22 protein-coding genes and 1 pseudogene are annotated in these 24,381 nt (G+C 27.9%); 14 read left to right on the top strand and 9 right to left on the bottom strand.

The window, feature by feature from the left end; genetic code table 11:
• Positions 1-116: 116 nt before the first annotated feature.
• The 4 genes from F811_RS0114075 to pta all read left to right on the top strand — a co-directional run bounded on the left by F811_RS0114075 (position 117) and on the right by pta (position 5,449).
• Positions 117-1,751, top strand: a complete 1,635-nt coding sequence (locus F811_RS0114075) for an ankyrin repeat domain-containing protein (protein WP_020005880.1) — start codon at positions 117-119, stop codon at positions 1,749-1,751.
• Positions 1,752-1,840: 89 nt separating this feature from the next.
• Positions 1,841-2,719 (top strand): DMT family transporter, encoded by an 879-nt coding sequence (locus tag F811_RS0114070; RefSeq protein WP_020005879.1) that lies wholly within the window; start codon positions 1,841-1,843, stop codon positions 2,717-2,719.
• Between the two features lie 316 nt (positions 2,720-3,035).
• On the top strand, positions 3,036-4,178 hold the full coding sequence (locus tag F811_RS0114065; RefSeq protein ID WP_020005878.1) for a serine/threonine protein kinase: 1,143 nt from the start codon (positions 3,036-3,038) through the stop codon (positions 4,176-4,178).
• Positions 4,179-4,441: 263 nt separating this feature from the next.
• Complete coding sequence (gene pta / locus F811_RS0114060) at positions 4,442-5,449, top strand: phosphate acetyltransferase (RefSeq protein WP_020005877.1); 1,008 nt, start codon at positions 4,442-4,444, stop codon at positions 5,447-5,449.
• Positions 5,450-6,298: 849 nt separating this feature from the next.
• Here pta and F811_RS0114055 read toward each other — a convergent pair.
• Positions 6,299-7,327, bottom strand: a complete 1,029-nt coding sequence (locus F811_RS0114055; protein WP_020005876.1) for a diguanylate cyclase — start codon at positions 7,325-7,327, stop codon at positions 6,299-6,301.
• 148 nt (positions 7,328-7,475) lie between these two features.
• On the opposite strand from F811_RS0114055, the gene F811_RS0114050 reads away from it, so the two are divergent.
• From F811_RS0114050 to F811_RS0114030, 5 genes are all read left to right on the top strand, one after another.
• Positions 7,476-8,360, top strand: a complete 885-nt coding sequence (locus F811_RS0114050) for a hypothetical protein (protein WP_020005875.1) — start codon at positions 7,476-7,478, stop codon at positions 8,358-8,360.
• Positions 8,361-8,387: 27 nt separating this feature from the next.
• A complete protein-coding gene (locus tag F811_RS0114045; RefSeq protein WP_020005874.1) occupies positions 8,388-9,482 on the top strand; it encodes an FtsW/RodA/SpoVE family cell cycle protein in 1,095 nt (364 codons plus the stop codon).
• Positions 9,479-10,552: a UDP-N-acetylglucosamine--N-acetylmuramyl-(pentapeptide) pyrophosphoryl-undecaprenol N-acetylglucosamine transferase gene (locus F811_RS0114040; RefSeq protein WP_020005873.1), complete on the top strand. Its 1,074-nt coding sequence runs from the start codon at positions 9,479-9,481 to the stop codon at positions 10,550-10,552. Before F811_RS0114045 ends, F811_RS0114040 begins: the two co-directional genes overlap by 4 nt.
• 65 nt (positions 10,553-10,617) lie before the next feature.
• Positions 10,618-12,006 (top strand): UDP-N-acetylmuramate--L-alanine ligase, encoded by a 1,389-nt coding sequence (gene murC, locus F811_RS0114035; protein WP_020005872.1) that lies wholly within the window; start codon positions 10,618-10,620, stop codon positions 12,004-12,006.
• Entirely contained in the window at positions 11,975-12,904 is a 930-nt protein-coding gene (locus tag F811_RS0114030) for a UDP-N-acetylmuramate dehydrogenase (protein ID WP_020005871.1), read from the top strand. Before murC ends, F811_RS0114030 begins: the two co-directional genes overlap by 32 nt.
• Here the strand turns inward: F811_RS0114030 and F811_RS0114025 are convergent.
• The 6 genes and pseudogenes from F811_RS0114025 to F811_RS0113995 all read right to left on the bottom strand — a co-directional run bounded on the left by F811_RS0114025 (position 12,893) and on the right by F811_RS0113995 (position 19,218).
• Complete coding sequence (locus tag F811_RS0114025) at positions 12,893-14,086, bottom strand: ROK family protein (protein WP_020005870.1); 1,194 nt, start codon at positions 14,084-14,086, stop codon at positions 12,893-12,895. The genes F811_RS0114030 and F811_RS0114025 overlap by 12 nt on opposite strands.
• A 92-nt stretch (positions 14,087-14,178) precedes the next feature.
• Positions 14,179-15,179 (bottom strand): annotated as a pseudogene (locus tag F811_RS0114020) (ABC transporter substrate-binding protein).
• Between the two features lie 153 nt (positions 15,180-15,332).
• Entirely contained in the window at positions 15,333-16,328 is a 996-nt protein-coding gene (locus F811_RS0114010) for an ABC transporter substrate-binding protein (protein WP_020005867.1), read from the bottom strand.
• 72 nt (positions 16,329-16,400) lie between these two features.
• Entirely contained in the window at positions 16,401-17,186 is a 786-nt protein-coding gene (locus F811_RS0114005; RefSeq protein WP_020005866.1) for an ABC transporter ATP-binding protein, read from the bottom strand.
• Between the two features lie 26 nt (positions 17,187-17,212).
• A complete protein-coding gene (locus F811_RS0114000; RefSeq protein WP_020005865.1) occupies positions 17,213-17,983 on the bottom strand; it encodes an ABC transporter permease in 771 nt (256 codons plus the stop codon).
• A gap of 146 nt (positions 17,984-18,129) precedes the next feature.
• Positions 18,130-19,218 carry a sialidase family protein gene (locus F811_RS0113995; RefSeq protein ID WP_020005864.1) on the bottom strand — a complete coding sequence of 363 codons (1,089 nt, stop codon included), beginning with the start codon at positions 19,216-19,218 and terminating at the stop codon, positions 18,130-18,132.
• Positions 19,219-19,458: 240 nt separating this feature from the next.
• Between F811_RS0113995 and F811_RS0113990 the strand changes: the two genes are divergently transcribed.
• Complete coding sequence (locus F811_RS0113990; RefSeq protein WP_020005863.1) at positions 19,459-20,388, top strand: tyrosine-type recombinase/integrase; 930 nt, start codon at positions 19,459-19,461, stop codon at positions 20,386-20,388.
• 44 nt (positions 20,389-20,432) lie between these two features.
• Here F811_RS0113990 and F811_RS0113985 read toward each other — a convergent pair whose 3' ends face one another.
• Positions 20,433-20,918, bottom strand: coding sequence for a helix-turn-helix domain-containing protein (locus F811_RS0113985; RefSeq protein ID WP_020005862.1), 486 nt, complete (start codon positions 20,916-20,918; stop codon positions 20,433-20,435).
• 8 nt (positions 20,919-20,926) lie between these two features.
• Entirely contained in the window at positions 20,927-21,103 is a 177-nt protein-coding gene (locus F811_RS17045; RefSeq protein ID WP_020005861.1) for a PAS domain-containing protein, read from the bottom strand.
• A 150-nt stretch (positions 21,104-21,253) separates the two neighbouring features.
• Here F811_RS17045 and F811_RS17040 point away from each other — a divergent pair, with 150 nt between their 5' ends.
• The 4 genes from F811_RS17040 (at position 21,254) to F811_RS0113965 (ending at position 24,301) form a co-directional block, all read left to right on the top strand.
• The gene (locus F811_RS17040) at positions 21,254-22,093 is read left to right on the top strand and encodes a hypothetical protein (protein ID WP_245555874.1); all 840 of its coding nucleotides are present in this window, start codon (positions 21,254-21,256) and stop codon (positions 22,091-22,093) included.
• 53 nt (positions 22,094-22,146) lie between these two features.
• A complete protein-coding gene (locus F811_RS17035) occupies positions 22,147-22,653 on the top strand; it encodes an HD-GYP domain-containing protein (protein WP_245555873.1) in 507 nt (168 codons plus the stop codon).
• Between the two features lie 13 nt (positions 22,654-22,666).
• Positions 22,667-23,164: a hypothetical protein gene (locus F811_RS0113970; RefSeq protein WP_020005860.1), complete on the top strand. Its 498-nt coding sequence runs from the start codon at positions 22,667-22,669 to the stop codon at positions 23,162-23,164.
• Positions 23,165-23,335: 171 nt separating this feature from the next.
• Entirely contained in the window at positions 23,336-24,301 is a 966-nt protein-coding gene (locus tag F811_RS0113965; protein WP_020005859.1) for an Rpn family recombination-promoting nuclease/putative transposase, read from the top strand.
• Positions 24,302-24,381 lie beyond the last annotated feature (80 nt).

Here is a 24,381-nt window from a genome sequence, read left to right as displayed (position 1 = left end):
CTAAATTAATATTATAATTTATAATGACAAATAAATTATTATTAAATAAATAAAAATATATTTGACTATTTGGCTTTTTATATTAAATTATAAATATATAATGGGGTTTAATATTTATGAGAGAAATTGAAATAGAATTGCATGGAGCTTCAGCAAAAAATAATATATTAGCAGTAGAAATTTTACTTAAAAATAAAGATATAGATGTAAATTTAAGCAATATATTGGGGCTAACCCCATTAACTCATGCCTGTAGAGCAGGGTATAAAAAAATAGTTGAACTTCTTTTAGATGCAGGTGCTGATGTAAATAAGGCGGATCAATTATATATAACGCCTCTTATGAATGCCTGTGCCAATGGTCATACAGATATAGTAAATTTGCTTATAAATAGAGGAGCATCAGTAAATTTAAGCAACTGCAACAGCGAAACACCTTTGCATTATGCTTGTTCAGAGAATCATTTTGACATTATAAAAATACTAGTAGAAAACGGTGCAGATGTAAATGCTAAAACTGATACTAATGTAACCCCTCTTATGTATGCCTGTCAGAAATCTAATTTTGATGCAGTAAAATTTCTTATAGATAATAATGCCAATATTAATGATATTGATATATACGAAGAGACTGTATTATCTTATGCTATATCAAGCGGTAATATTGATATAGTGGAATATATACTTAATACTAATGATATAGAAATTCCTAAATATTCTCTTACAATAGCAGCTATAAGCGGTAATTTATCTTTAGTTCATTATATACATTCAAAATTAGGCGGAAGTAAACATAATGTATTTTCAAGTGCATTTATATCAGCGGCCTATAATGGGCATTTAGATGTAGTGAGATATTTTTTTGATAATTCTAGGAAAAAAGCTCCTAAAGCATTGGCAATAGCTGCTTCAGCAGGTCATAAAGATATAGTAAATTATTTTCTTATGAATAAAGTTCCATTAGATGGTGTTACAGATAATGGAAAATCTGCTTTAATATCTGCTATAGAGATAGAAAACAAGGAAATTATAGATTTATTAATTAAATATGGTGTTGATGTTAATAAGGCTGATGATGATGATGTAACTCCTTTAATGTATGCATGTTATATTGGGAATATTGAGATAGTAAAAACTCTTCTTGATAATAATGCTGATGTAGATGTTTATGATAGTATAGATAGAAATGCAGTAGTACATGCTGTTATAGCTGGTAATATAGATATAGTAGAGCTTCTTCTTATGCATGGCATGTCTTTGAATGGTACTGAAGGTGCTATTACGCCTTTAATGTGGGCTGTTATATATGATAATTTGAAATCTGTAAAATATTTAGTAGAGAAGGGTGAAGATATAGAAGAAAATGATATTAACGGTTGGAATTCTTTTATGTTTGCATGTGCTAAGGGATATATCGATATTGTAAAATATATTTTTCAGTTATCGCCTGATATTATTAATAAAAAAAGCAAACTTGATGAAACTCCTTTAATGATTGCAGCTGATAATGGAAAGCTTGATATTGTAGAATATTTGCTTAAAAATAATGCTTCTGTGAAAGATAGAAATGCTAATGGAGACACGGCATTATATATAGCTTCTTCAAACGGTTATTTTGAAATATGCGAAAAATTAGTTGAATATTATACAATAAATTATACTAATAATGTATTTGAAAGAGAATATTTTATTGCTAAAGAAAAAGGATATAATAGTATAGCTGATTTATTTCAGAGTAAATTAAAATCATAAATAGCCCTTTATTTTGTAAAATACATTTTGACTTTTTAATATAAATATTATATTATCTATCATCATATTTTTATGTTCTGGACACCATTATGGATAATAAAGAAAGACTGGGTACTATAGGTATATTTTTAACTGCATTAATTTGGGGATATAGTTTCGTAGCGGTAAAGGTTGTTGTACAGGAAATAGAACCTTTTTATCTTGTGGGATTTAGGAATTTAGCAGGCGGTATTTTTCTTTCTTTAATCTTCTTTAAAAAAATGAAAAAGATAACAAAGAGAGATATACTGCTTTCAATACCTGTAGGTGCTGCTTTATTTTTGGGTTTCTTTCTTCAAACTATGAGTTCTAAGTTTATAACAGCTTCAAAGGTAGCATTTTTTACAGGCTCTTATGTTATATTTATACCGTTTCTTGCTTGGGCATTATATAAAAAAAGACCTCATATTGCAGCATTTATAGCGGCTGTGATTACTGTTATAGGATTATATTTATTAACATCATTTGACGGGCTTGGTAGTATTAAAGCAGGAGATTTATTTGCTTTGTTTTGTGCGGTTGTGTTTGCTGTTCATTTAATACTTATAGATAAAATGCTTGAATATGTAGACGGTATAATAATGGCTTCATTACAGCTTATTGTAGCAGGTATAATATCATTATCTGCAGGAATTATCACTTCAACACCATTCGATATAAATGCAGTATCAAGAGAAAGTATATATTCTATTATTTATCTTGCAATAGGGGCTACTGGAATAGCATATCTTCTTCAGACAGTATCACAGAAATATGTTAATCCAAATAAAGCTGGTATTATTTTGAGTTTAGAATCATTTTTGGGAGCTTTGGGCGGCATTATTTTCATGAAAGACCCTCTTACTGTGAATTTTGTGATAGGGGGTATATGTATGATATCAGCTATATTTATATGTGAGATTGGAAGCAATATAAAAAAAACTGACTAATATTATATTATTTATTGACAAAAATAATAAAAAATATATAATCTTTCAATATAAATATTATATGTTTATACGTTTCTAATTATTGATTATTCTTTAATATCTTATTTTTGATAATCAATAGGAGTACTGATAATGAAAAATCTTAAACTAAAAGCAAAAAAGTTTTCTTATCCTATTTCATCTCTATTGAGGTGATTTTATCTTTTTTACAACTTCAATTAATTTTCTAAAGCAATTATCATAATAATATTATTTTTTAAAATATTATTAGTTTAATAAATAAAAAACCGTAATAAATATAAGGAGATTTCTCAATATGAAAATCGTTAATTCGTGGAATGATTTTGACCCGTTAAAACATGTTATAGTAGGAAGAGCTGATAACTGCTGTATAGCTCCTTCTGAACCTGCATCTAAAGCTAAAGTACCTTTAAACAGCCCTATGAGAGGTATGACAGGTCCAAGACCTTTAGATACAGTAGAAAAAGCAAATGCTCAGTTGGATAATCTTTGTAAAATATTGGAACAGCATGGTGTAAAAGTTGACAGACCTACACCTCTTCAATGGAATCAGGCTGTTGTAACACCTCATTTTATGACTGGAAGTATGTTCGGCTGTATGCCTCCTAGAGATGTACTTCTTACTGTAGGCAGTGATATAATAGCAGCTCCTATGTCATTCAGATCAAGATATTTTGAATATTTGGCTTATTCTCCAATACTTAGAAAATATTTTGATGAAGACCCTGATTTCAGATGGATAGCAGCACCTCGTCCAGAACTTGGAGATGCTAGTTATGATATGCATTATTTTGATGGAGATGTAACAGAAGAGGTATTACTTGAAAGAACTGCTAAACTTCATATGGTAACTACGGAACATGAAATACTTTTTGATGCTGCTGATGTTATGAGATTAGGTAAAGATTTATTCTGTCAGCATGGACTAACAACAAACAGAAAAGCTATGGAATGGTTAAGAAGACAGTATCCAGATTTCAGAGTACATGCTGTAAACTTCCCTGGAGACCCTTATCCAATTCACATTGATGCTACATTTGTACCATTAAGACCTGGTTTGATAATTAATAACCCTACTAGAAAACTTCCAGAAGAACAAAGAAAAATATTTGAAGCTAATGGCTGGGAAATAGTTGATGCAGCACAGCCTGCACATGAAACTCCTCCTCCTCTTTGTTATTCAAGTGTTTGGCTTTCTATGAACTGTTTAGTATTAGACCATAAAACAGTATTGGTAGAAGCAAGCGAAGTACATCAGTTGGAACAAATGGACAAACTTGGAATGAATGTTATACCAGTACCATTTAGAGATGCTTATCCATTTGGAGGCGGTTTGCATTGTGCTACTGCTGATGTTTACAGAGAAGGTTCTTGTGAGGATTATTTCCCTAAACAAGTTGAAGATCCTACTTTGGTTACATACAAAAAATGGAGCTGATTTATAAATTATAATTTTTAATAATTTTACTAGGGAGCATTGAATGCTCCCTTTTTATATATAACAAGTATTAAAGAAATTTTAATTATTAAAAATAGATTTTTTATTTTTATATGAATTTGTTTTAAATATTGAAAAAAATTAATTTTAAATCGTATATATTATATAAAAATTATACATATGCATGGTATATGTTTGCAAAAATACTATTTATGTATTAAACTATATAGATAGTAATTTTATTTTTAAAGAGGTTTTTTATTATGGCATCATTTATGGATAATTTAAGAGAAAAAGTAAAATCTAATCCTAAAACTATAATATTGGCTGAAGGATATGATGAAAGACATGTTAAAGCTGCAGTTATTTTAAAGAAAGAACAGTTAGTTAAAGGCGTTATATTAGTTGGAGATACTTCTAAAATAGAAGCTTTAGCAAAAGAAAATGCATTAGAGTTAGACGGTAATTTTGCTAAAATTTTTGACCCTAATAAAGATGCTAAAACTGAAAGTTATATTGAAATGCTTTTTAAAGCCAGAGAAAAAAAAGGTATGACTAAAGATCAGGCTAAAGATTTAATTATTAACAATTCAGTTTATACTGGTGCTGCTATGCTTGCTTCCAACGATGCTGACGGTATGGTAGGAGGAGCAGTATATGCTACAGGTGAAATGTTAAGAGCTGCTTTATTTTTAATTGGTCTTAAAAAAGGCATTAAAACTTTATCTTCTACATTCTTCATTGAAAGCCCAGACAAATCTTTATTTACAAATGGTATAGCTTGTTTTGCTGACTGTGCGGTTATACCTGAGCCTACTTCTGAACAGCTTGCTGATATTGCTGAATCTACTGCTGAATCTTACAGGGTTATGACTGGTTTAGAACCAAAAGTTGCTTTGCTTTCTTTCTCTACAAAAGGTTCTGCTAAACATGAAAGTGTTGATAAAGTTATAGAAGCTAAAAAAATATTAGATTCACGTAATGTAAATTTTGCTTATGATGGTGAAATGCAGTTTGATGCTGCTATAGTAGAAAAAGTAGGTGCTCAAAAAGCTCCTGGTTCTCCTATTAAAGGTAATGCTAATGTACTTGTATTCCCAGAATTAAATGCTGGTAATATAGGATATAAAATAGCTCAAAGAGTAGGTAAATGTACTGCTATAGGTCCTATGCTTCAAGGTATTGCTAAACCTGCTAATGACCTTTCAAGAGGCTGTTCTGCTCAGGATATAGCTGATTTGGCAGTATTAACTTCTTTACAAGCTATGTAATGAATTTTTTATTTTAATTTATATAAAAAGCCTTGGTATTTTAATAATATCGGGGCTTTTTTTATTTTTTATAATTGTATATATTTTTTGAATAGACTTGTTTCAAAAGTACTTGACAAGATTATATATAAAATTTTAATAATTTATAAATTGTAAAAGCAATGTTTTACATGTCGTATAACTTATTATTTTAGTATATACCTAAACAAATATAGTTTGTCAAGAAAATATTTTTTTAAATTTAAAATATTGCAGGGCTTTGCCCACCACGCTGTGTGCTACGCAGCACCCCACTTCTTTTGGACGCTGTCCGCCTGTGGCGTGCCACAAAGAAGCAGGCACAGCCCGCAGTAGCGAAAGGCTAATATTTCAGCCTAAATTTAATAATTTATCCTACATGTAAAACATAATTAGTGCTATTTAGTATTATTTTTATACTTGCACTTTTTGCAACTTTTTGCGGCGGGAAAAAGTTGAATAAAAAAATTGACAAACTTAAAAATTTTTAGTATATAAATATGCAGTCATTTTGCTTCTCGCCTGCCTACGGCACACAGAGTGAGGCGGGCTGTGCATGGGTCACCACCGAGTAGGTGCCTTGCATATGGCACGCAGAGCGGACGGGAAAAGAAGTGGGGTTTTGTGAAGCACGCAGAGCGGTCACGCTGTGTACTTCGTAAGGGCAAAGCCCCAGTTATAAAAATAAAAATATTAAAAATTAAAATAGTATAAATATTTCTTAATTTAGTTTTGAAACAAGTCTAATACTTAGATTAATTATTATATTATTAATATTTAAAAAATGTGAAAAGATTAAGAATTGAATTAGTGAATTGACTTTTATATAAATTAATGCATTATAACCTTATTTCTTCCAAGATGTTTAGCTTCATACATAGCCGAGTCAGCATTTTTTATGGTGTCAGCTATAGGCTTTTTCGATGTACCCTTATGCTCAGCTATTCCTACACTCACTGTAACATTTATTATAGTAGATTCATAATTAAATCTCTTTTTTTCTACAGTTTTACGTATTCTTTCAGCTACTATGTAGGCTTGTTCTTTTTTGGTATTAGGGCATATTACTATAAACTCTTCACCACCGTAACGTATAGCAATATCACTTTTTCTCAGCATATGAACATTATTATCAGAAGCATTGCTTAAAAGTTTACCAATTTCATGAAGAACTACATTTCCGCAGTCATGTCCGTATATATCATTAATATCTTTGAAATGATCCAAATCCATAAATATTATAGAAATGCTGTATTTGTATCTTTTTGCTCTGTCAACTTCTTCTTCTATTATTTTATTAAAATAACGTACATTAAAAAGTCCTGTCAGCGGATCTATTGTAGACTGTGCATGAAGAGTATCTATTTCTTTCATAAGTTTTTTTATAACTTTGTCTTTTTCTATGGAATATTTTTTTTCGATTTCATTTACACTGAAACTCATATTACGCATTTTGATTTTTATTACATTTTCAAATAAATCGTAAATATTTACAATACCTATAGGATAATTGTCTGAGTTTATGATGACTAAATAATCTATTTTATTATTTTTCATAATATCAAAAGTCATAAGTATATCATCTTCAGGATGTGCTATTATAAGATTCTTATTCATAAAATCAGATACTTCTTTATTGATTACAGCATTTTTAGAACTTTTTTTTGAGATATCTTTGATAACATTTATTAAAATATTATCGCAATTTATAACACCTACAATTTTATCAGAATCATTTACAACGGCAAGTATTTTATTAGAAGATTTAGATGCAATAGATACTAACTCTAATAGATTAGAGTCTTTTTTTATCACTCCAATACGATTTTCCATTATGGATTTGATAATACTTCTATACATTAAAAATACCTTAAAATAAGATACAGCCTTAAATTAATATTAACATATATATATTTTTTTTCAATATATTTTTAATACATATAATCTTGATTTTTTTGTTTTATAAAGTATCATATTAAAAAGTTTGTATTGGATATTAAAGATTTAAATGAAAAAGATAAATATTATTATAGTAATGATTTGTTTATATCCAAGCCTTGTTTTTGCTGATATAAATACTCTTTTTAATATGGATATGTATGAGAGAAAATTATCATTAAATACAAACACTGGTATTTATAGTAATGAACTTTTTATAGAACAAACTGCTTTAGGAGGATTTAATTATATAAAATTTAATTTAGAAACCAGATTATACTATAGATTGTATATGTATAAAGATGCTACTAATTTTTTATTCAAAGGTACTAAAGCAGATTTTGGTATAGAAAATAACTTTTCTTTATCTTCGGATATGGTAGGAGTATTTGCTGATATTAGGCCGCTTTCGTTTTTGGGTGTGAGAATAAGCGGATATGCTGATTTTATGTTTAATATAATGAACTTTGGATATGCTGGTTTCGACAGTAAAGATGTAAGCTATTCTTTTGATGAACTTTATGCTATGAAGAAAGGCAGTGCTTTTGGCTATATAATAAATGTTTCTCCTTACTTTATATTTAATTTTAATAATTTTGTTTTGATAAATAATTTAAATATTTCATATGTTAATGTTGGAGATAAAGAATACTATTATGACCCTAGAACTTCTATACTTCATAAAAAAAGCGAGTTTGAACTTATTAATGATTTTTTTCTTTTAGGAAGAATTAGTTTATTTTATATAGGCGGATATTACGGACTTACTTATTTGATTAATTCTAAACATTTATCGCATAAATTAGGAATAGCAGCTATTGTCAATTTTAAATTTTTGAAAGAGAGATTATTATTCAATATAGGAGCTTCAGCTGGTCTTCATGTAGGACTTCCTTATTATAATAATGAGACTTTTATAGAGCTTAAAATGTCATTAGCTTATAAAATATTATAGAATAATTTGAAGAGTGTTTATTTTAATATGATAAAAAGAAAATTAATGCCGGACAGATATTTATTGATTATATATATAGCCTTACTTGTGGCTGGTTTAGTAGCTATATATGGTGCTCAAACTATACATGAGCCTAATGGCGGATATTTTAATAATCATTTAAAATTATTATCTATAATGTTATTAGGTACTTTAGTAGTTCTTATTCTCCCAGATTTTTTTGGATTTTTAGATAAGATGGTGCCTTTTCTTTTACTTTTTACATTGCTTCTTTTAGTATGGGTATATTTATTTGGTATAACAGTGGCTGGAAGTTATGCTAAAAGATGGCTTTTACTTCCTTCTGGAATTACTATACAGCCTTCTGAAATAGCAAAGGTGACATGCAGTATATATTTTGCAAGTGTACTTAGTAAAAAAGGCGAGAAATTATTTGATATAAAAAAGGGGCTTTTTCCTCCGCTTCTTATTTTATGTTTGGTATCCGGACTTATACTTATAGAGCCTGATTCTGGAACAGCATTATTATTTGCTATGGTTGGCTTTTCAATATTTTTTTACGGCGGTATACCTTTTAAATCTTTACTTTTTTCGGCATTGCTTCTTGCAATACTATTTGCTTTATTTATATTTAATATACCGTATATGAGAAGCAGAGTTAATTCATATCTTGACCCACAGTCTCAGTCGGAAGAGGATATTTATCAAATTAGAAGGGCAAAATTGGCATTTAATTATGGAGGAATTACTGGCATACCTGATGAAGAAATAAGAGATGTAAGCACTCATTTGCCTGCAGCATTAACTGACTTTATATATGCTTCAGTGTCTCAAAGATATGGTTTGGTAGGTAATTTAATAATACTTCTTTTGTTTTTATCATTTACTATAAGAGGTTTTATTATATCATCGCGGACAAATGATCTGTTTTTAAAAAATCTTTCATTTGCTATAACTATGTTTATAAGTGTTCAGGCATATTTAAATATAATGGTTGCAACTCTTATGATACCTACTACTGGAATGCCGCTTCCTATTATTAGTTATGGAAGAAATGCTTTAGTTATCAATATGATAATGGTTGCTATACTTTTAAAAATAACTCAAAGGAGTGAAAAATGAATATTATTTTATGCGGAGGAGGTACAGCAGGACATATAACACCTGCTATTTCAATATATGATTATGTGAAACATCAGGGACACAAACCTAGACTTGTAGTTGCTCAAAAAGACTATCATCTTATACCACATAATTATGATTTTAATACTATTAATATTAATCCTCCTGGTAATTTTTGGAAAAAAATATTATTTATATTAAAATTTATACCTGCTTTGATGAAGTCATTAAAAATTATTAAAAAACATAAACCCGATTGTATAATAGGAATGGGTGGGTTTGTATCTCTTCCTATGCTGTATGTGGCTAAATGGAATAATATACCTATATTTTTATGCGAGCAGAACTCTATACCGGGTAAAGTTAATAGAATATTCTACAAATATGCAAAACAAACTTATTTAACTTTTTCAAAGACTTTAGAGTTTATGCCTAAAGGAAAAGTTTTTGGAAACCCTGTAAGAAATGACTTTTTTGTAGTTAATAGAGAGGGTGCTAGAACAGTTATGAAATTATCTAATGATGATAAACTTTTAGTTGTGATGGGCGGTTCTCAGGGAGCATTAAAATTAAATGAACTATTTTTTGAGTGTATAAAAGATATTAAAGATAAAGTAAAAAATGTACGTATAGAATGGCTTGCTGGTCATAAATGGGCTTCTGAAATAATAGAAAAAGTGAATAATGCTAAATTTGATAATGTTTTTGTGCATAGCTATTATAAAGATATGGCAACTTTACTTCATGCGGCTGATTTTGTTATATCTAGGGCTGGAAGCAGTTCTATAAGTGAGATATTGGCGGTTAATGTACCTTCTTTGCTTGTACCTTTTCCATATGCAACAGATAATCATCAGTATTTTAATGCTTTGGATTTGCTTAATAAAGATATGGCTTATTTAATAGAGGAATCTGATTTAGATAAAGAAAAGTTAGAAAGTGTTGTTATAAATAATTTAAATAATGATGAAAGATTAAAAGCTATGCGTGAAAAAATTAGAAGCAGTTGGAGTTCAAGGGCTGTATCTTCAATAGTAGATGATATAATGAGTAATTTAAAAAATAAATAAAATAATTGATTGGTTTTTATAATAATTGAATTTTTTGATTTAATATTAAAGGATTAACTTACATAATGTTTACAAAAAGAAAAGAAAAGATACATTTTATAGGAATAGGCGGAATAGGAATGAGTGCAATAGCAAGTGTATTAAATGCTATTGGTTTTACTATAACTGGAAGTGATTTGGCAAAAACAGCAAAAACTGAATCTTTAGAAAAATCTGGTATAAAAGTATATTATGGTCATCATGCTTCTAATATAGAAGATGATATTACAGCAGTTGTAACTTCATCAGCTATAAGTCCTGCAAATGAAGAAATAGTTGCAGCAAAGGCAAAAAAGATAACAGTTATATCGAGAGGGGAGATGCTTGCAGAGCTTATGCGTTTGAGATACGGCATAGCAATATCAGGCTCTCATGGCAAAACCACTACAACTTCGCTTATAAGTCAGATAATGATGCATGCAGGACTTAATCCAGTTTGTATTATAGGCGGAAATCATTTTAATTTGAAAAGTAATGCTGCTTGTAATGATTTAAGCAGTGAGTATATGGTATGTGAGGCTGATGAAAGTGATGGAAGTTTTTTGAGGCTTTCTCCTGTTATTAATGTTGTAACTAATATAGATAATGATCATTTGGATTATTACGGAAATGTTGAGGCTTTAAGGGTTGCTTTTTTAGAGTTTATTAATAAAGTTCCTTTTTACGGCTGTTCATTTTTATGTTTTGAGAATGATGTTGTAAGGGATTTATCTAAAAGTGCCAATAAAAAATATTATTCTTATGGTTTTGATAAATCATATGATTTTTATGTGGATAAAGATTCTATTAGAGTAGAAGCTCCTATTACGTATTTTATAGCATATCATAATAAAGAGTGTTTGGGAGAGTTTTCTGTGCCGCTTATTGGAATACATAATGTATTAAACTCTTTAGCTTCTATAGGTGTTGCTTATCATTTAGGAATAGATGTTCCTGATATAAAAGAAGGTCTTAAAACTTTTGAAGGCGTAGGCAGAAGATTAAATAAACTGTATGATAAAGAGATAACATTATTTGATGATTATGCCCATCACCCAACAGAGATAAAAGCTACATTGTCATCGGTTAAAGACGGATATAAAAATAGGCGTATAATAGCAGTATTTCAGCCTCATAGATACAGCAGAACCGAATTGCTTGTAAATGATTTTGAATATGCTTTTAATGATGCTGATGAGGTAATTATTACTGATATTTATGCTGCAGGAGAAGCTCCTATTGCTGGGGTTAATGGTGAGATTATATGTGATATAGTAAAAAAACAAAATAAGAATGTAAGATATATAAAAAATATAGATGAAGTATTGCCAGTGTTAGAGAGTATAAAAAAAGATGGTGATATAATAATAACGTTAGGAGCTGGTAATATAGTGAGGGTTAGCAATGACTATGCAAGACAGTTACAAGATAGTTGAGAGTTTTCTCGAAGAAAAAAATATAGAATATTATAAAAATCAGCCTTTTAGTAAATTCAGCAGTTTTAATGTTGGCGGAAATATTGATTTGTATATAGTTGCAAAAAAGATAGAGGATTTTTTGGATATAGCAAATTTCCTATATAATAAAAAAATAGATTATTTTGTTATTGGAGATACTAGCAAAGTAATTGTTTCTGATAATGGATATAATGGAATAATAGTATCGTTAGAAGGGGAGTTTGAGACTTTTGAGTTTTTAGAAGACGGAATTTTAAAATCTAATAGTTCTGCTATTTTAGAAAGGCTTTCTCATGAAGCCAGAATTAGAAATTTATCTGGATTAGAGTTTGTAGCTTTAGTTAATACTAGAATAGGGGCTGCTATTTATGATAAATTAGAATCTTTTGGAATATCATTATTGAAATTTTTGGAATCAGTAAAAATCTTTAATAAAAAAGACTGCTCTGTATTAGAATTAAGCAAAGATGAATATTTGAATTTAACTGAAGACGAAAGAAAATTCATAGTAATATTATCAGCAGTGTTCAAATTGGATAATGATTTGCCAGAAAGTATTGATAACAGAATAGATTGGTTTAGATATATAAGAGGATCTGTTGCACCAATGGAGGCAAATATAGGACCTGTTTTTGAGGATTCTCATGATATTAAAGCCTATGAAATGGTAGAGCGTGTAGGCGGACTTGATATGAAATTTGGTGCTATGAGATGGCATAAAAGATTTCCAAATTATATTGTTAATGAGCATTTATATAAAGAAGATGCAGAACCTAGCAAAGCTGAAGATGTTATTAATTTAATAGAAGATACTAGAAAAAAAATAGAGCAGCATTATGCTTTTAATCCGCAGATTAATATTATTCTACTTAGCTGAAAGATATTTGTATAAACTGTTATTATAAAAATCATATATAGCTATCGCTGCCGCTGCATGTATTTCAATTTCTTTGAAGTTTTCGACTATTTTGATTTCTGTAAGAAAGTCGTATGAATTAAATTTATTTTTTATATTATTTTTTATTTCATTAATAAAATCATTACCCAGATAAATCATTTCTCCGCCTATAAATATTATCTCTGGGTCAAAAGTATTAACTATATTGTATATTCCTATAGAAACCCAATAAGCTAAAAAGTTTTTATATGTATCTATAACTATATCATCATTTTTATAATTTTTTATAATGTCATCAAATGTTAAATCTTTATATTTATCACTTTTGTTTTGAAGTTCTTTCATAAATGCTTTTATACTAGCTACAGATTCCCAGCATCCTTTTTTCCCGCATGAGCATATATAATTTGAATCTGTTACTATTGTATGCGAGTAGTTGGCAGCTGTATCATGCGTACCGTATAAAATTTTTCCATTATTTGAAACGGATACTCCAAGCCAATTACTAAGGTAAATATATACCGAAGAAGTTTGTATAGGCATATATTTTTTCATCTCTTCAAGTATATTATATGTAAGCATAGCACATGCATATCTGTCTATTATAACATCTATATTGATATTTTTTTCTATATATTCTTTGAGAGGTATGTTTTTCCATTCTGGTATTCCCATACAGTCTATAAGCAAATTATTTTTTTTCCCTGTTTTACCCGGTACTGAAATACCCAGAGAGAATATTCTTTTTTCTTTATGCTTTGATATAATATCTTTAATTTTTTTTATTATTGGATTAAAAGTTATTTTATAATCTTTGTTTATTACAACTTCCATTTTATGTTCATATATAATTTCATTTTCTAAATTTACTATTGCAATATGACATAACTCTCTTCTAAAATGTACAGCTAAAAAATATCCAATATTTTTATTAATATCGAGTAATATAGGTTTTTTCCCGCCAAGAGAAGATGACTGTCCTCCGCATTTTTCATATACTATACCAATATTAATTAAATCTTCTACAAGTACGGATATACTTGCTTTGCTCAATTCCAAATTATAAGCTAAATCAGCTCTGGAATAATTTCCAATTTTTAAGAGTTTAACTATATCAATATAGTTTTGCTCTTTTAAATTTTTAACTTTTAATCTTTTCATTTATTTATTTCTTATAATCCTATAATAAATGATTAAAAAAGCGATGCATAAAGAATACACACCGCTTAATATTTATAATACTTAAATAATAACTATTTATTAAATATATTATCATTCATATATTTTATTTGTACATAGTTATTAATATCAACAGAATTTGTAATAGCTTTTGTATAAATAAATATATTTTGCTGCGATTTGTACCATTTTGAAGCTGTGCCGTCAAGATATGCATTTTTTATATCATCTCCAGAAAGCCATACAGCTGTTTCTTTTTCTAAATTTACAGCATCAGTATCAGTGTTATTTTGTTTTGCCACTATTTCAACAGCTTCATTCATATTTGCAGTTCTATAATTCATAGCTTTAAGTATTGCCCTTGAAAATCTATTAACTATGTCTGGATTATTAGTCTGATATTCAGGTGTAACTATCCAGCTGCTTGGAAAAGCACCAGCATCAGAATAATCAATTGTATTGGCAATAGTTTTTGCTTCATTTCCAAGATTTTTTAATATGTTAAAAGTGTAAGGAGCCTGCACAGCAGCAGCGTCAATTGTTTTATTTGACATTGAAGATACTATAGTAGGTCCGTCCATATTAACAATATTTAATTCATTTCTGTTTATTCCCAAAGTTTTAAGTGCCAAATTCAAAAGAATTTCTGAAGAAGTTCCAAATTGAGTACCTACTGTTTTACCTCTTAAATCAGAAACAGTATTTATTTGAGAATCAGCTCTTACAATAATTTGTTCAGATTTACTTAAACTATTTGGGAACAATACATTAACTTTTCCTTCAATAGCTAAAGTATGTGCTCCATGACCAATATATGCAAATTCTAAATTATTTAAAAGCATAGCATCAATTTCAGAAGGACCATCTAAAAATCTTATTAAGGAGACATCTAAATTTTCCTCTTCAAAAAACCCTTTCTGTAAGGCTATTGCCAGAGCAGAAGTACCTGAAAAATCTGGCATATATCCTACTCTTATTCTAGCTATTTTTTTACCTCTTCCTCTTTACCTCCATTAGTACATGATATTAATAGCACTGTTAGTAATGTTAATAATACAATTTTTTTCTCACTCATAATTACATATCCTTTATTTCTAATAAAAATTATTTTACCGATATAATATCAGCATTTGATATTATACTATATTTTTTATTAATTACAAAGAAATATATATGTAAATATGAAAAAAAATATTAAAATTAATTTCTAAATAGTAATATTTTTTATTTATTTAAGTACATTATCATTCATATATTTTATTTGTACATAATTATTAACATCTACTTCATCTGTAACAACACCAGAGTTTATAAATATTTTCTGCTGAGCTTCATACCATTTTGCTGCCTCTCCATCAGAATATGCTTTTTTTACATCATCAGAAGTAAGCCATATAGCAGTTTCTTCCTCTAATGCCACAGAATCAATAGGAGTTCCGTTTAATTTGGCAACTATTTCAATAGCGTCTTCCATATTAGCAGATCTGTAATCCATAGCTTTAAGTATAGCTCTAGTAAATCTATTAACTATATCTGGATTATCTTTTTGATATTCTGGAGTAACTATCCAGCTGCTTGGGAATACTGCTTCATCTAAATAGTTTGTAATAGATGCTATAACAAATACTTCGTCGCCAAGCTGTTTAGATATTTCAAAAGTATAAGGTGCCCATACAGATACAGCATCAACTTTTTTACCAACCATAGAAGATACTATACCGCTTACATCCATATTTACAACATTAACATCAGATTTTGTAATTCCAGCCTTTCTCAAAGCTATATCGAGTACTATATCACCAGAAGTTCCAAGCTGAGTACCTACAGTTTTTCCTTTTAATCCAGCTACATCATTAACATTAGCCCATTTTCCTACTATAATTTGTTCTGATTTTCCTAAACCATTAGGAATTAATACATTAACTTTGCCTTGAATAGCAAGAGAGTGTGCTCCATGTCCAATGTATGCAAATTGTATATCTTTAGAAAGCATAGCGGCAATTTCAGAAGGACCGTTTAAAAATTTTACTAATTCTACGTCTAAATTTTCTTCTTTAAAAAAACCTTTTTCTTGAGCTATAGCAGCAGCTGAAGTTCCAGCAAAATCTGCTAAATATGCAACTCTTATTTTGTTAGCAGATGATGAATTTTCTGAAGAAGTCTTATTTCCTCCGCAAGATATTGCAAAAGCCATTATAAATATGAATAGTGTTATCTTTTTCATATTATCTCCTTTTTTTTGTTTTTTATTACTAATTATATATTTAAATATCAAAAGCATTTATTTTATATAGAATTATTTTTTTGCTTCTAAATATTCCTGATATACTAATTGCCACAACTCATTTTTTATATCATTAAACTCTTTAGATAATTTTGTTTCTGGAACTCTAGGGTAGGGTATAGGTACTTCAACTATTGCTTTTATTCTGCCCGGACGCGGACTCATTATAACAACTCTTTGAGCCAAAAATACAGCCTCATCTACATCATGCGTAATAAAGAAGCAGGTTTTTTTTTCATTATCCCAAGTATTTAATAATTCGGTTTGAAGCTGGGCTCTTGTCTGTGCATCCAAAGCTCCGAATGGTTCGTCCATAAGAAGTATATTAGGATTAACTGCATATGCCCTTGCTATAGCTACACGCTGTTTCATACCGCCTGATAATTCTTTAGGGTATGAGTTTTTAAAATCTATTAGTCCTACAGCTTTTAAATAATGATCTACTATTTTATTTATTTCATCTTTTGATTTTTTCTGAAGCTCTAAACCAAAAGCCACATTTTTTGCAACAGTAAGCCAAGGAAATAGAGCATACTGCTGAAATACAACGCCTCTGTCAACACCTGTACCTTCTATAGCTTTTCCGTCTATTTCTATAGTGCCTGAATTTGGAGTATCAAGTCCAGCAAGTATATTAAGTAATGTACTTTTTCCACAGCCTGAAGAGCCTATAACACATACAAATTCATTTTTGTAAATATCTAAATTAACATTATCCAAAGCATGAACATCTTTGTTTGTGCCTTTATATATTTTACTAACATTAGAAATTTTTACTTTGACTTCTTTGTTTATCATATTATAATCTCTTAATTATACGTTATTTATCTTTTCTTTTTTTCCTGCCATACTGTTAATTTATTTTCTATAATACTTACTATTAAGTTTAATACTAATCCAGTAATACCAATAAGTATTATACCAAGCATAACAATATCCATTCTGAAGTAAAGACTTGCTTCCTGTATCATCTGACCCAAACCAGCATTTGAACCAGTAAGTTCTGCAGCTATAAGTGTGGTAAGCGAAGCTCCAAGTCCTAAACGCATACCAACTAATATATAAGGAACAGAGGCAGGTATTACTACTTTTAAAAATATATCTTTATCTTTAGCACCAAGTACTCTTGCTGCTTTTATCAAAGTAGAATCTACTTCTTTTACGCCTTGATAAACAGTGATAATCATAACCAAAAAAGTAGATATAAATATAACAGTAATCTTAGCACTTTCACCTACTCCCTGTGCCACGACAACTAAGGGTATATATGCTAATGCTGGGATATTTCTTAAAAATTGAATTATAGGTTCTATTAAAAGCTGTATAGGCTGATACCAACCCATTAAAAATGCTATAGGTATAGAAACTATAAAAGCTAAGGCAAATCCTGATAATACTCTAAACAAACTTATTGCTATATGATGCAGTAATTTTCCATTAGTGATTTCTTTAATGAATGATTTAAAAACATCAGCAGGGCTTGCTATAACCGCACCTGCATCAGATGATGAAACAAATTGCCATATTAATAATGCTATTATAATGGAAAGGGCAGTAAATATGTATTTTTTATTTCCCATAGGTTTGCTGTTCATCTTCTTTCCTCTTGATTAAATTTTATTAATCCATTAATACTGTAATTATTTGTTTATAGTCTTAATTAAAAAGTATTATGATATTAGGCTGATAATTAATTTTTAATCATCAACCTAATATTGTTAATAAAACTTTTTTCAAAAACTTATTTTAAAATGTCTTCTATTTCAGCATTACTCAAAAAATTCATTACCAAAGGCTGAGATTTATTATCCTGCGATTGCTGCCAAGTAGCGTACATTCCGTCTTTTGTTCTAAGCACATCAACATACCTTGAGCAGCCTGTACCATATGGGCTTACAAATAAAGGAAGTTCTTTGCTTATTCTTTCTATATGGGCAAATGAACCATTTTCTATATATGCTACTCCTCCAAGTTCTTCGCATGAATATCCTCTAGGTCTTTTTACAGCTTTTTCATGTTCATCTAAATTTCTTACGCATTCCCCTCCGTCATAGAAAAATAGACTTATTCTTTTGTTTTTTAATATTCCGACCTGAGGCATATCAATAATACAAGTTCCTCTTGTCATAGCGATGTCCCAAGTATGTCCTTTTTCAAAGAAATAAAATACAGGTGCTTCAAAATTAAGGTTTTCTCCTCTTCTTATCATATATCCAGTATTAGAGCTAGTCCAATTATAAGGGTGTGTGCAGAATAATAAATATTTTTCACCATTATAGCTGTCATAAATAAAAGGATCTTTTAGGTGTATAAATCTTGAATCTTCGCCTTTTATAAGTTCTTTTACATTGGAAGCACTTAAATTTTCTATTTTATCAGATACTATTACGTCAATATCCCATACACCTGTACCAGGTTTTAAAAAATCTTTAAGATGATCTGGATATTTATTTTCTGATTTTTCTGATGATATATAAAGCTCAACTTCATTGTCTTTGTTAAATCTTAAAGCGGTTCCCTCAATAGATAAAACACCTCTAGGAAGCTCTTTTTTTAATATGCTTTTAATTTTTGTCCAAGTATTTCCTTTATCAGAAGATTTAAATATCGCTAATTCGGCACCTCTATCTCCTAAATCAAGTCCTGTTCTGGAATCCCCAGAGTTTCTATATCTTCCTGATATATATAAATTGCCGTCTTTATCTTCTATCATATTACCGCCGCCGAACCAATATCCTGTTTCTGGTGTTACTGGCACTATGATTTTAGCCTTTTTTTCGTCTATTAGTTTTAGAGAAAACTCCATTAGCTTTTTTTCTAAATCTCTCATTATTAAATCACCTTATATTATTTATTTATATATAAATTAGTATAGTAAACTAACTAACTAAAATCAATTATATTGCTTAATTTTTTATATAAAATATATACTTTTTTTACATAATAAAAATAAAAAAATATTATCAAGTTAACATACTTCATAAATTTATGATTTGAACTATTCGATAATAGAATAACAGTTAACAACATTTCAAACTAATATATTTTTACTAAAAAATGAGGCTTTATTATGAATATGCATACCGATTACGTTTTTAAAGATGAAAAAGTATATGTTTTGCTTGATGAGTTCAGTGACTATTTACAGACATTAAATTTTGCTGCTCATACTATTAATAGTTATAATAAAGATTTAAAAGAATATTTTAATTTTTTGGAAAGTAAAAATATTTTACTAGATAATGCTGATCATTATAGTGTAAGAGATTATTTAACTTTTTTAAAGTCTAAATCTTTAACTAATTCCACTATGTCAAGACATCTCTCTTCTATAAAGAAATTTTATAAATATTTAATAAGAAACGGATTGTCTGATAAAACTAGAATAGTTGATATGAAAAGCCCTAAAAGAGAGGAGCATATAGCTAAGTTTTTATCATTAGAGGATATAGACAGAATATTAGCTATAGATGATGACGGAGATTTTACTCTTTTAAGGGATAAAATGATGGCTTTATTTATGTATGCTATTGGTTTAAGGGTTTCAGAACTAGCTTCTTTAAGACTTAGCATGATAAAAAAAGGTGATAAGACATTGAGAATATGCGGAAAAGGTTCTAAAGTAAGAGATATTCCTGTTCTTCCTATAGTTTATGAAAATTGGGATATCTATATGGAAAAAAGAAGAATGATACAAAAAGAGTATTCTCAAAATAATGACTATTTATTTATAAATAGATTTGGAAAACCAATAAGCGACAGAAGTATAAGAACATCTATGAAACGCCTAATCAGAAATGCAAATATATCTATGGATTTTTCTCCTCATACATTAAGGCATACTTTTGCAACTCATCTTCTTAATAATGACGCTGAAATTAGAGGTGTTCAGGAGTTATTAGGTCATGAAACTATAGCAACTACTCAAAGATATACTCATGTTACTAATTCAAGATTATTTGAAGTATATAATAAATTTCACCCTCATTCTAATAATTGATTAGTGTTGAATTATAATAAATTTTAATTATAGTCAATTATATTTTATTTATTATCGATTTTTTTTATTTTTTTAATACTTCTAAGGTGCAGATATACTGTATGGTGAGATATATTTAAATAATTTGCTACTATCTGAACTGATTCTTTAAACTCAAAGATTCCTTGATTAAATAATTTTCTTATAATTGTTTTGTTATAAACAGATGGCCCCACTTCATCTTTGTCTATTCCAGTAATAACTTTCTTTATAGCATCTAAAATTATCTCCTCAGATTTACTGTTTTTATTTTCTTTTATTTCGGTATTGTTAGCAGAGTGTTCTGGAATAAATATTTTTAGAGTATTAATCAAAGAAATGTCATAATTCCAATTTATCATCATAAGTCCTATTGGAATTTTATTAGAATTTTTTATTAAAGTATAATTTATTTTTGAGCATTCACCAGTTACATTTTCTACAAAATTATTTTTATAATCATTATTTTTATCTAAAAGTTCATTCAGTACGCTTTTATCTCTTTCCGACAAATAATCGCCTATTTTTTATTTGATAAATGACCATTAACAATATGTATTATTGAATGCTGTTTATCTTCAAAGGAGTATAATATTAATTCTGCATTTTCACCTAAGTAGTTTCCGAGAGATTGAGATATAGTTCTATAAGAATCAAGTATAGCAAAATCCTCTTGAGTATATCTGTATTTATCCATTTATATATTTATCTCCTTCATAATATACTGCTTATTTAATAATATAATAATTTTTTTTCTTTTTACAAATTTTTTTAATAAAATGTTTGTTTTATTGTTATTATATATATATAATAACAAATTATTATGTTATTTTAAGCGGGTAACTATATGGAAATAAATTTAGATAATTATGCTTTGATATCATTAGATAAGCTCAAAGACTATAAGGATTTAATACAAAAAGATAAAATAGAAATTATTTCTAAAAATGAATATGGTATTGTAAATGCAGTGCCTTACAATAAAGTTGATTTTTTATTCACTGAAGATTGCAAGAATAATATTTTATTTAATAAATCGGAATATTATATATATAAATCATATTTAGAAATGATAGAGTTCTTTATAGATCCTAATTCTTTAAATAGTAAAGACTATTTTTATTCTATTTTCACAAGCTGTAAAGACCCTATAGAAAGTGTAAGAAAGACCCAAGAGAAAATGCTTGAAGATATATTGTCTATGAATTATTTTAAGAGAATAGAGAATATTAAAAATCTTATATTGGAATTGGAGATAGAAGAAAATAGAGATAAATTTACTTGTAAAGCTGCTGAAATAGTAGGAGAGATATTAATAAAATTGGGATTAATGCAGAGAATAAATGTTATCGGAAATATATCTGATAATGAATTATTTGATTCTAATAATTTTAATATAAATTATGAAGAGCTTTTAAGAAGTGTAGCAGAAAGTGTTTTTGTACTTCTTAATAAACCATATGAAAAAAACGATATGTTTACAAATACTATAGGATTTACAGGATATAATATAATAGATCACAGCAACAGACTATTCATAAATATAATAGAATATATGATATTTTATAATAAGAATATTAATATGGGTATACTTTCAAAAATAAGGGCTAAATGGAAAAATGAGTATATGCCGTATTATGATAAAATATCTAAAAAAATAGATTTATTAAAGATACAAGTAAATTAGATAATATTTTTAAATTTGGTATAAGACAGTTTGATTATATTGAAATTGTTAATATGGCTATTGCGGCACTTCTTCATGATATTACATTAACTGAAATTATTAATTATTTACCTGTAGAAAATAGTAATAATGAACTTTACTCTCATGCTATTAAGTCTTATAACTATCTTAAATATTCTATATCAAATAATCAGGACGTTAATTTAGCAGTAGGGCTTCATCATGAATATTACGGATATGGTTACGGCTTTGCAATCACATTATGCGATGCTATGAGAGCGAAAAGACCAAATTTTGAATATCAGTATTTAATTACTTTTGATTCTAAAGATATACTTAATTTTACATCTTCTGTGTATTATCCAGTAAAGATTTTAGAGATATTAGATTTATATGATTTTCTAAAATATAAAAGAGATATATGTTTTAATGAAATTGATACAGATGATGATATTTTAAATTATATGTATGATAATTTTTTGAAAGATGAAGTAAAAATTGATTATATATTATTTACTATATTCAAAAAATATCTGCTAGAAATGAAAACTTTTGATTAAAGGCTTATAATATATGACAAGAATATTTATCAGTTTAATCACTTGTGCTTTTTTATTTGCTGTTTCATGTTCAAATGATGAAAATAAAAAAACACGAAATAATGATAATATATCGGAAAATGTTTTAGATTATGTGCAGATGGATTCTCCTAATTCATTTATTCCTTTGGGCATAAAAATTTCAGCTCCTGAAGATAGTTTAAATGCAAAATATTTTATAATCAATAAAGACATTGCAGAGATTGATTTTGATTATATGAATAATTCATATATATACAGAGCTTCTAAAAACTCTAATAATCTATTATCATTTTACGGCGATTATAAAAATAGCGGAAAAAATTTTATAGAAGATGATATCAATGTTGAATATAATATTTCTTCAAATGGTGAGAAGTTTACTTTATGGAGAATAGATGATATTTATTATATTCTCTCTTCAAAAGCAGAAGATGATGCTGACTTGACTAATCTTTCATCGATTTATATAAAATTTATTAATAATAAATGATTAAATTATAAATGTTATTGAAAATTTGTATATTATATTTTGTATAAATTAGTGTTTTTTAATACTATCAAGATAAAAAAGTTAATTACGAAATAATTCTGATATTTTGTTATTATATTTTATAAAATTATACTACTTTACATTTATTATTAATGTTAGTATAATAAAATTATGAAATATTTAGATAAATTAAAACAAATATTAAATGAGCCTGTTACAGTTGATAATTTAAATAGAATTAATGACTATTTTATACGCTATTTATTCTCTCATGTTGGAAATGAAAATATAGCTTTAAACTTTATTAATGCTGTATTTAAAGATTTAAACTTTGAAACTTTTAAGAAAATAGAAATACTTAATCCATTCAATATTGCTGAAAACTATGATGAGAAAGAGTCTATAGTTGATATAAAAGCAACTACAGAAACAGGTATAACCGTTTTAATAGAAATACAATCGAGAGGAAATGAAGATTTTATAAAAAGGGCTTTATACTATTGGGCTTATAATTATAGTTCTAGTTTAAATAGAGGTTCTTTTTATGATGAATTAAAACCAACTGTAAGCATTAATATTACAAACTTTATACTTACAGATGAAGATAAAATTCATAGCTGTTACGTATTAAAAGAGTTAAATAACAATAAAATTCTGACCGATCATTGTCAATTACATTTCCTAGAGCTTCCTAAATTCAATTTAAAAAATATTTCTGCAATAGAAAGTTTAGATAATATACATAGAGAATTCATTTCTTGGATAAAATTTTTTAAGGGGGAAGACATGTCTGTCTTGATGAAAGAAAATACTATATTTGAAGAAGTAGAAAAAAAATGCCGTACATTTGTTAATGATAGTCCAGTAATGGATAAATATAAAAAAAGAGAAGTAGATACTTACTTTTTTAATAAAAGCATAGAATTAGATATGAAAAAAGCTAAAGAAGAAGGTATTAAAGAAGGTATTGAAAAAGGTATTGAAAAAGGTATTGAAAAAGGTATTGAAAAAGGTATTGAAAAAGGTATTGAAAAAAATAAAATAACAATAGCTAAAAATTTAAAAAAGTCTGGTTTAGATATAAAGTTTATAAGTGATAATACAGGATTGAGTATAGAAGAAATAGAAAATTTATAATATAAATAATATTTGGTTTATTTATTACATCATGTATTATCTTAATCTAAAATTAACATTAAAATAATTTTCAATAAATA

The sequence above is a fragment of the Brachyspira innocens ATCC 29796 genome, from assembly GCF_000384655.1.
GTDB lineage: Bacteria > Spirochaetota > Brachyspiria > Brachyspirales > Brachyspiraceae > Brachyspira > Brachyspira innocens.
Note: the sequence above shows the minus strand (reverse complement) of the source record. Positions and strands in the feature narration are given on the sequence as shown.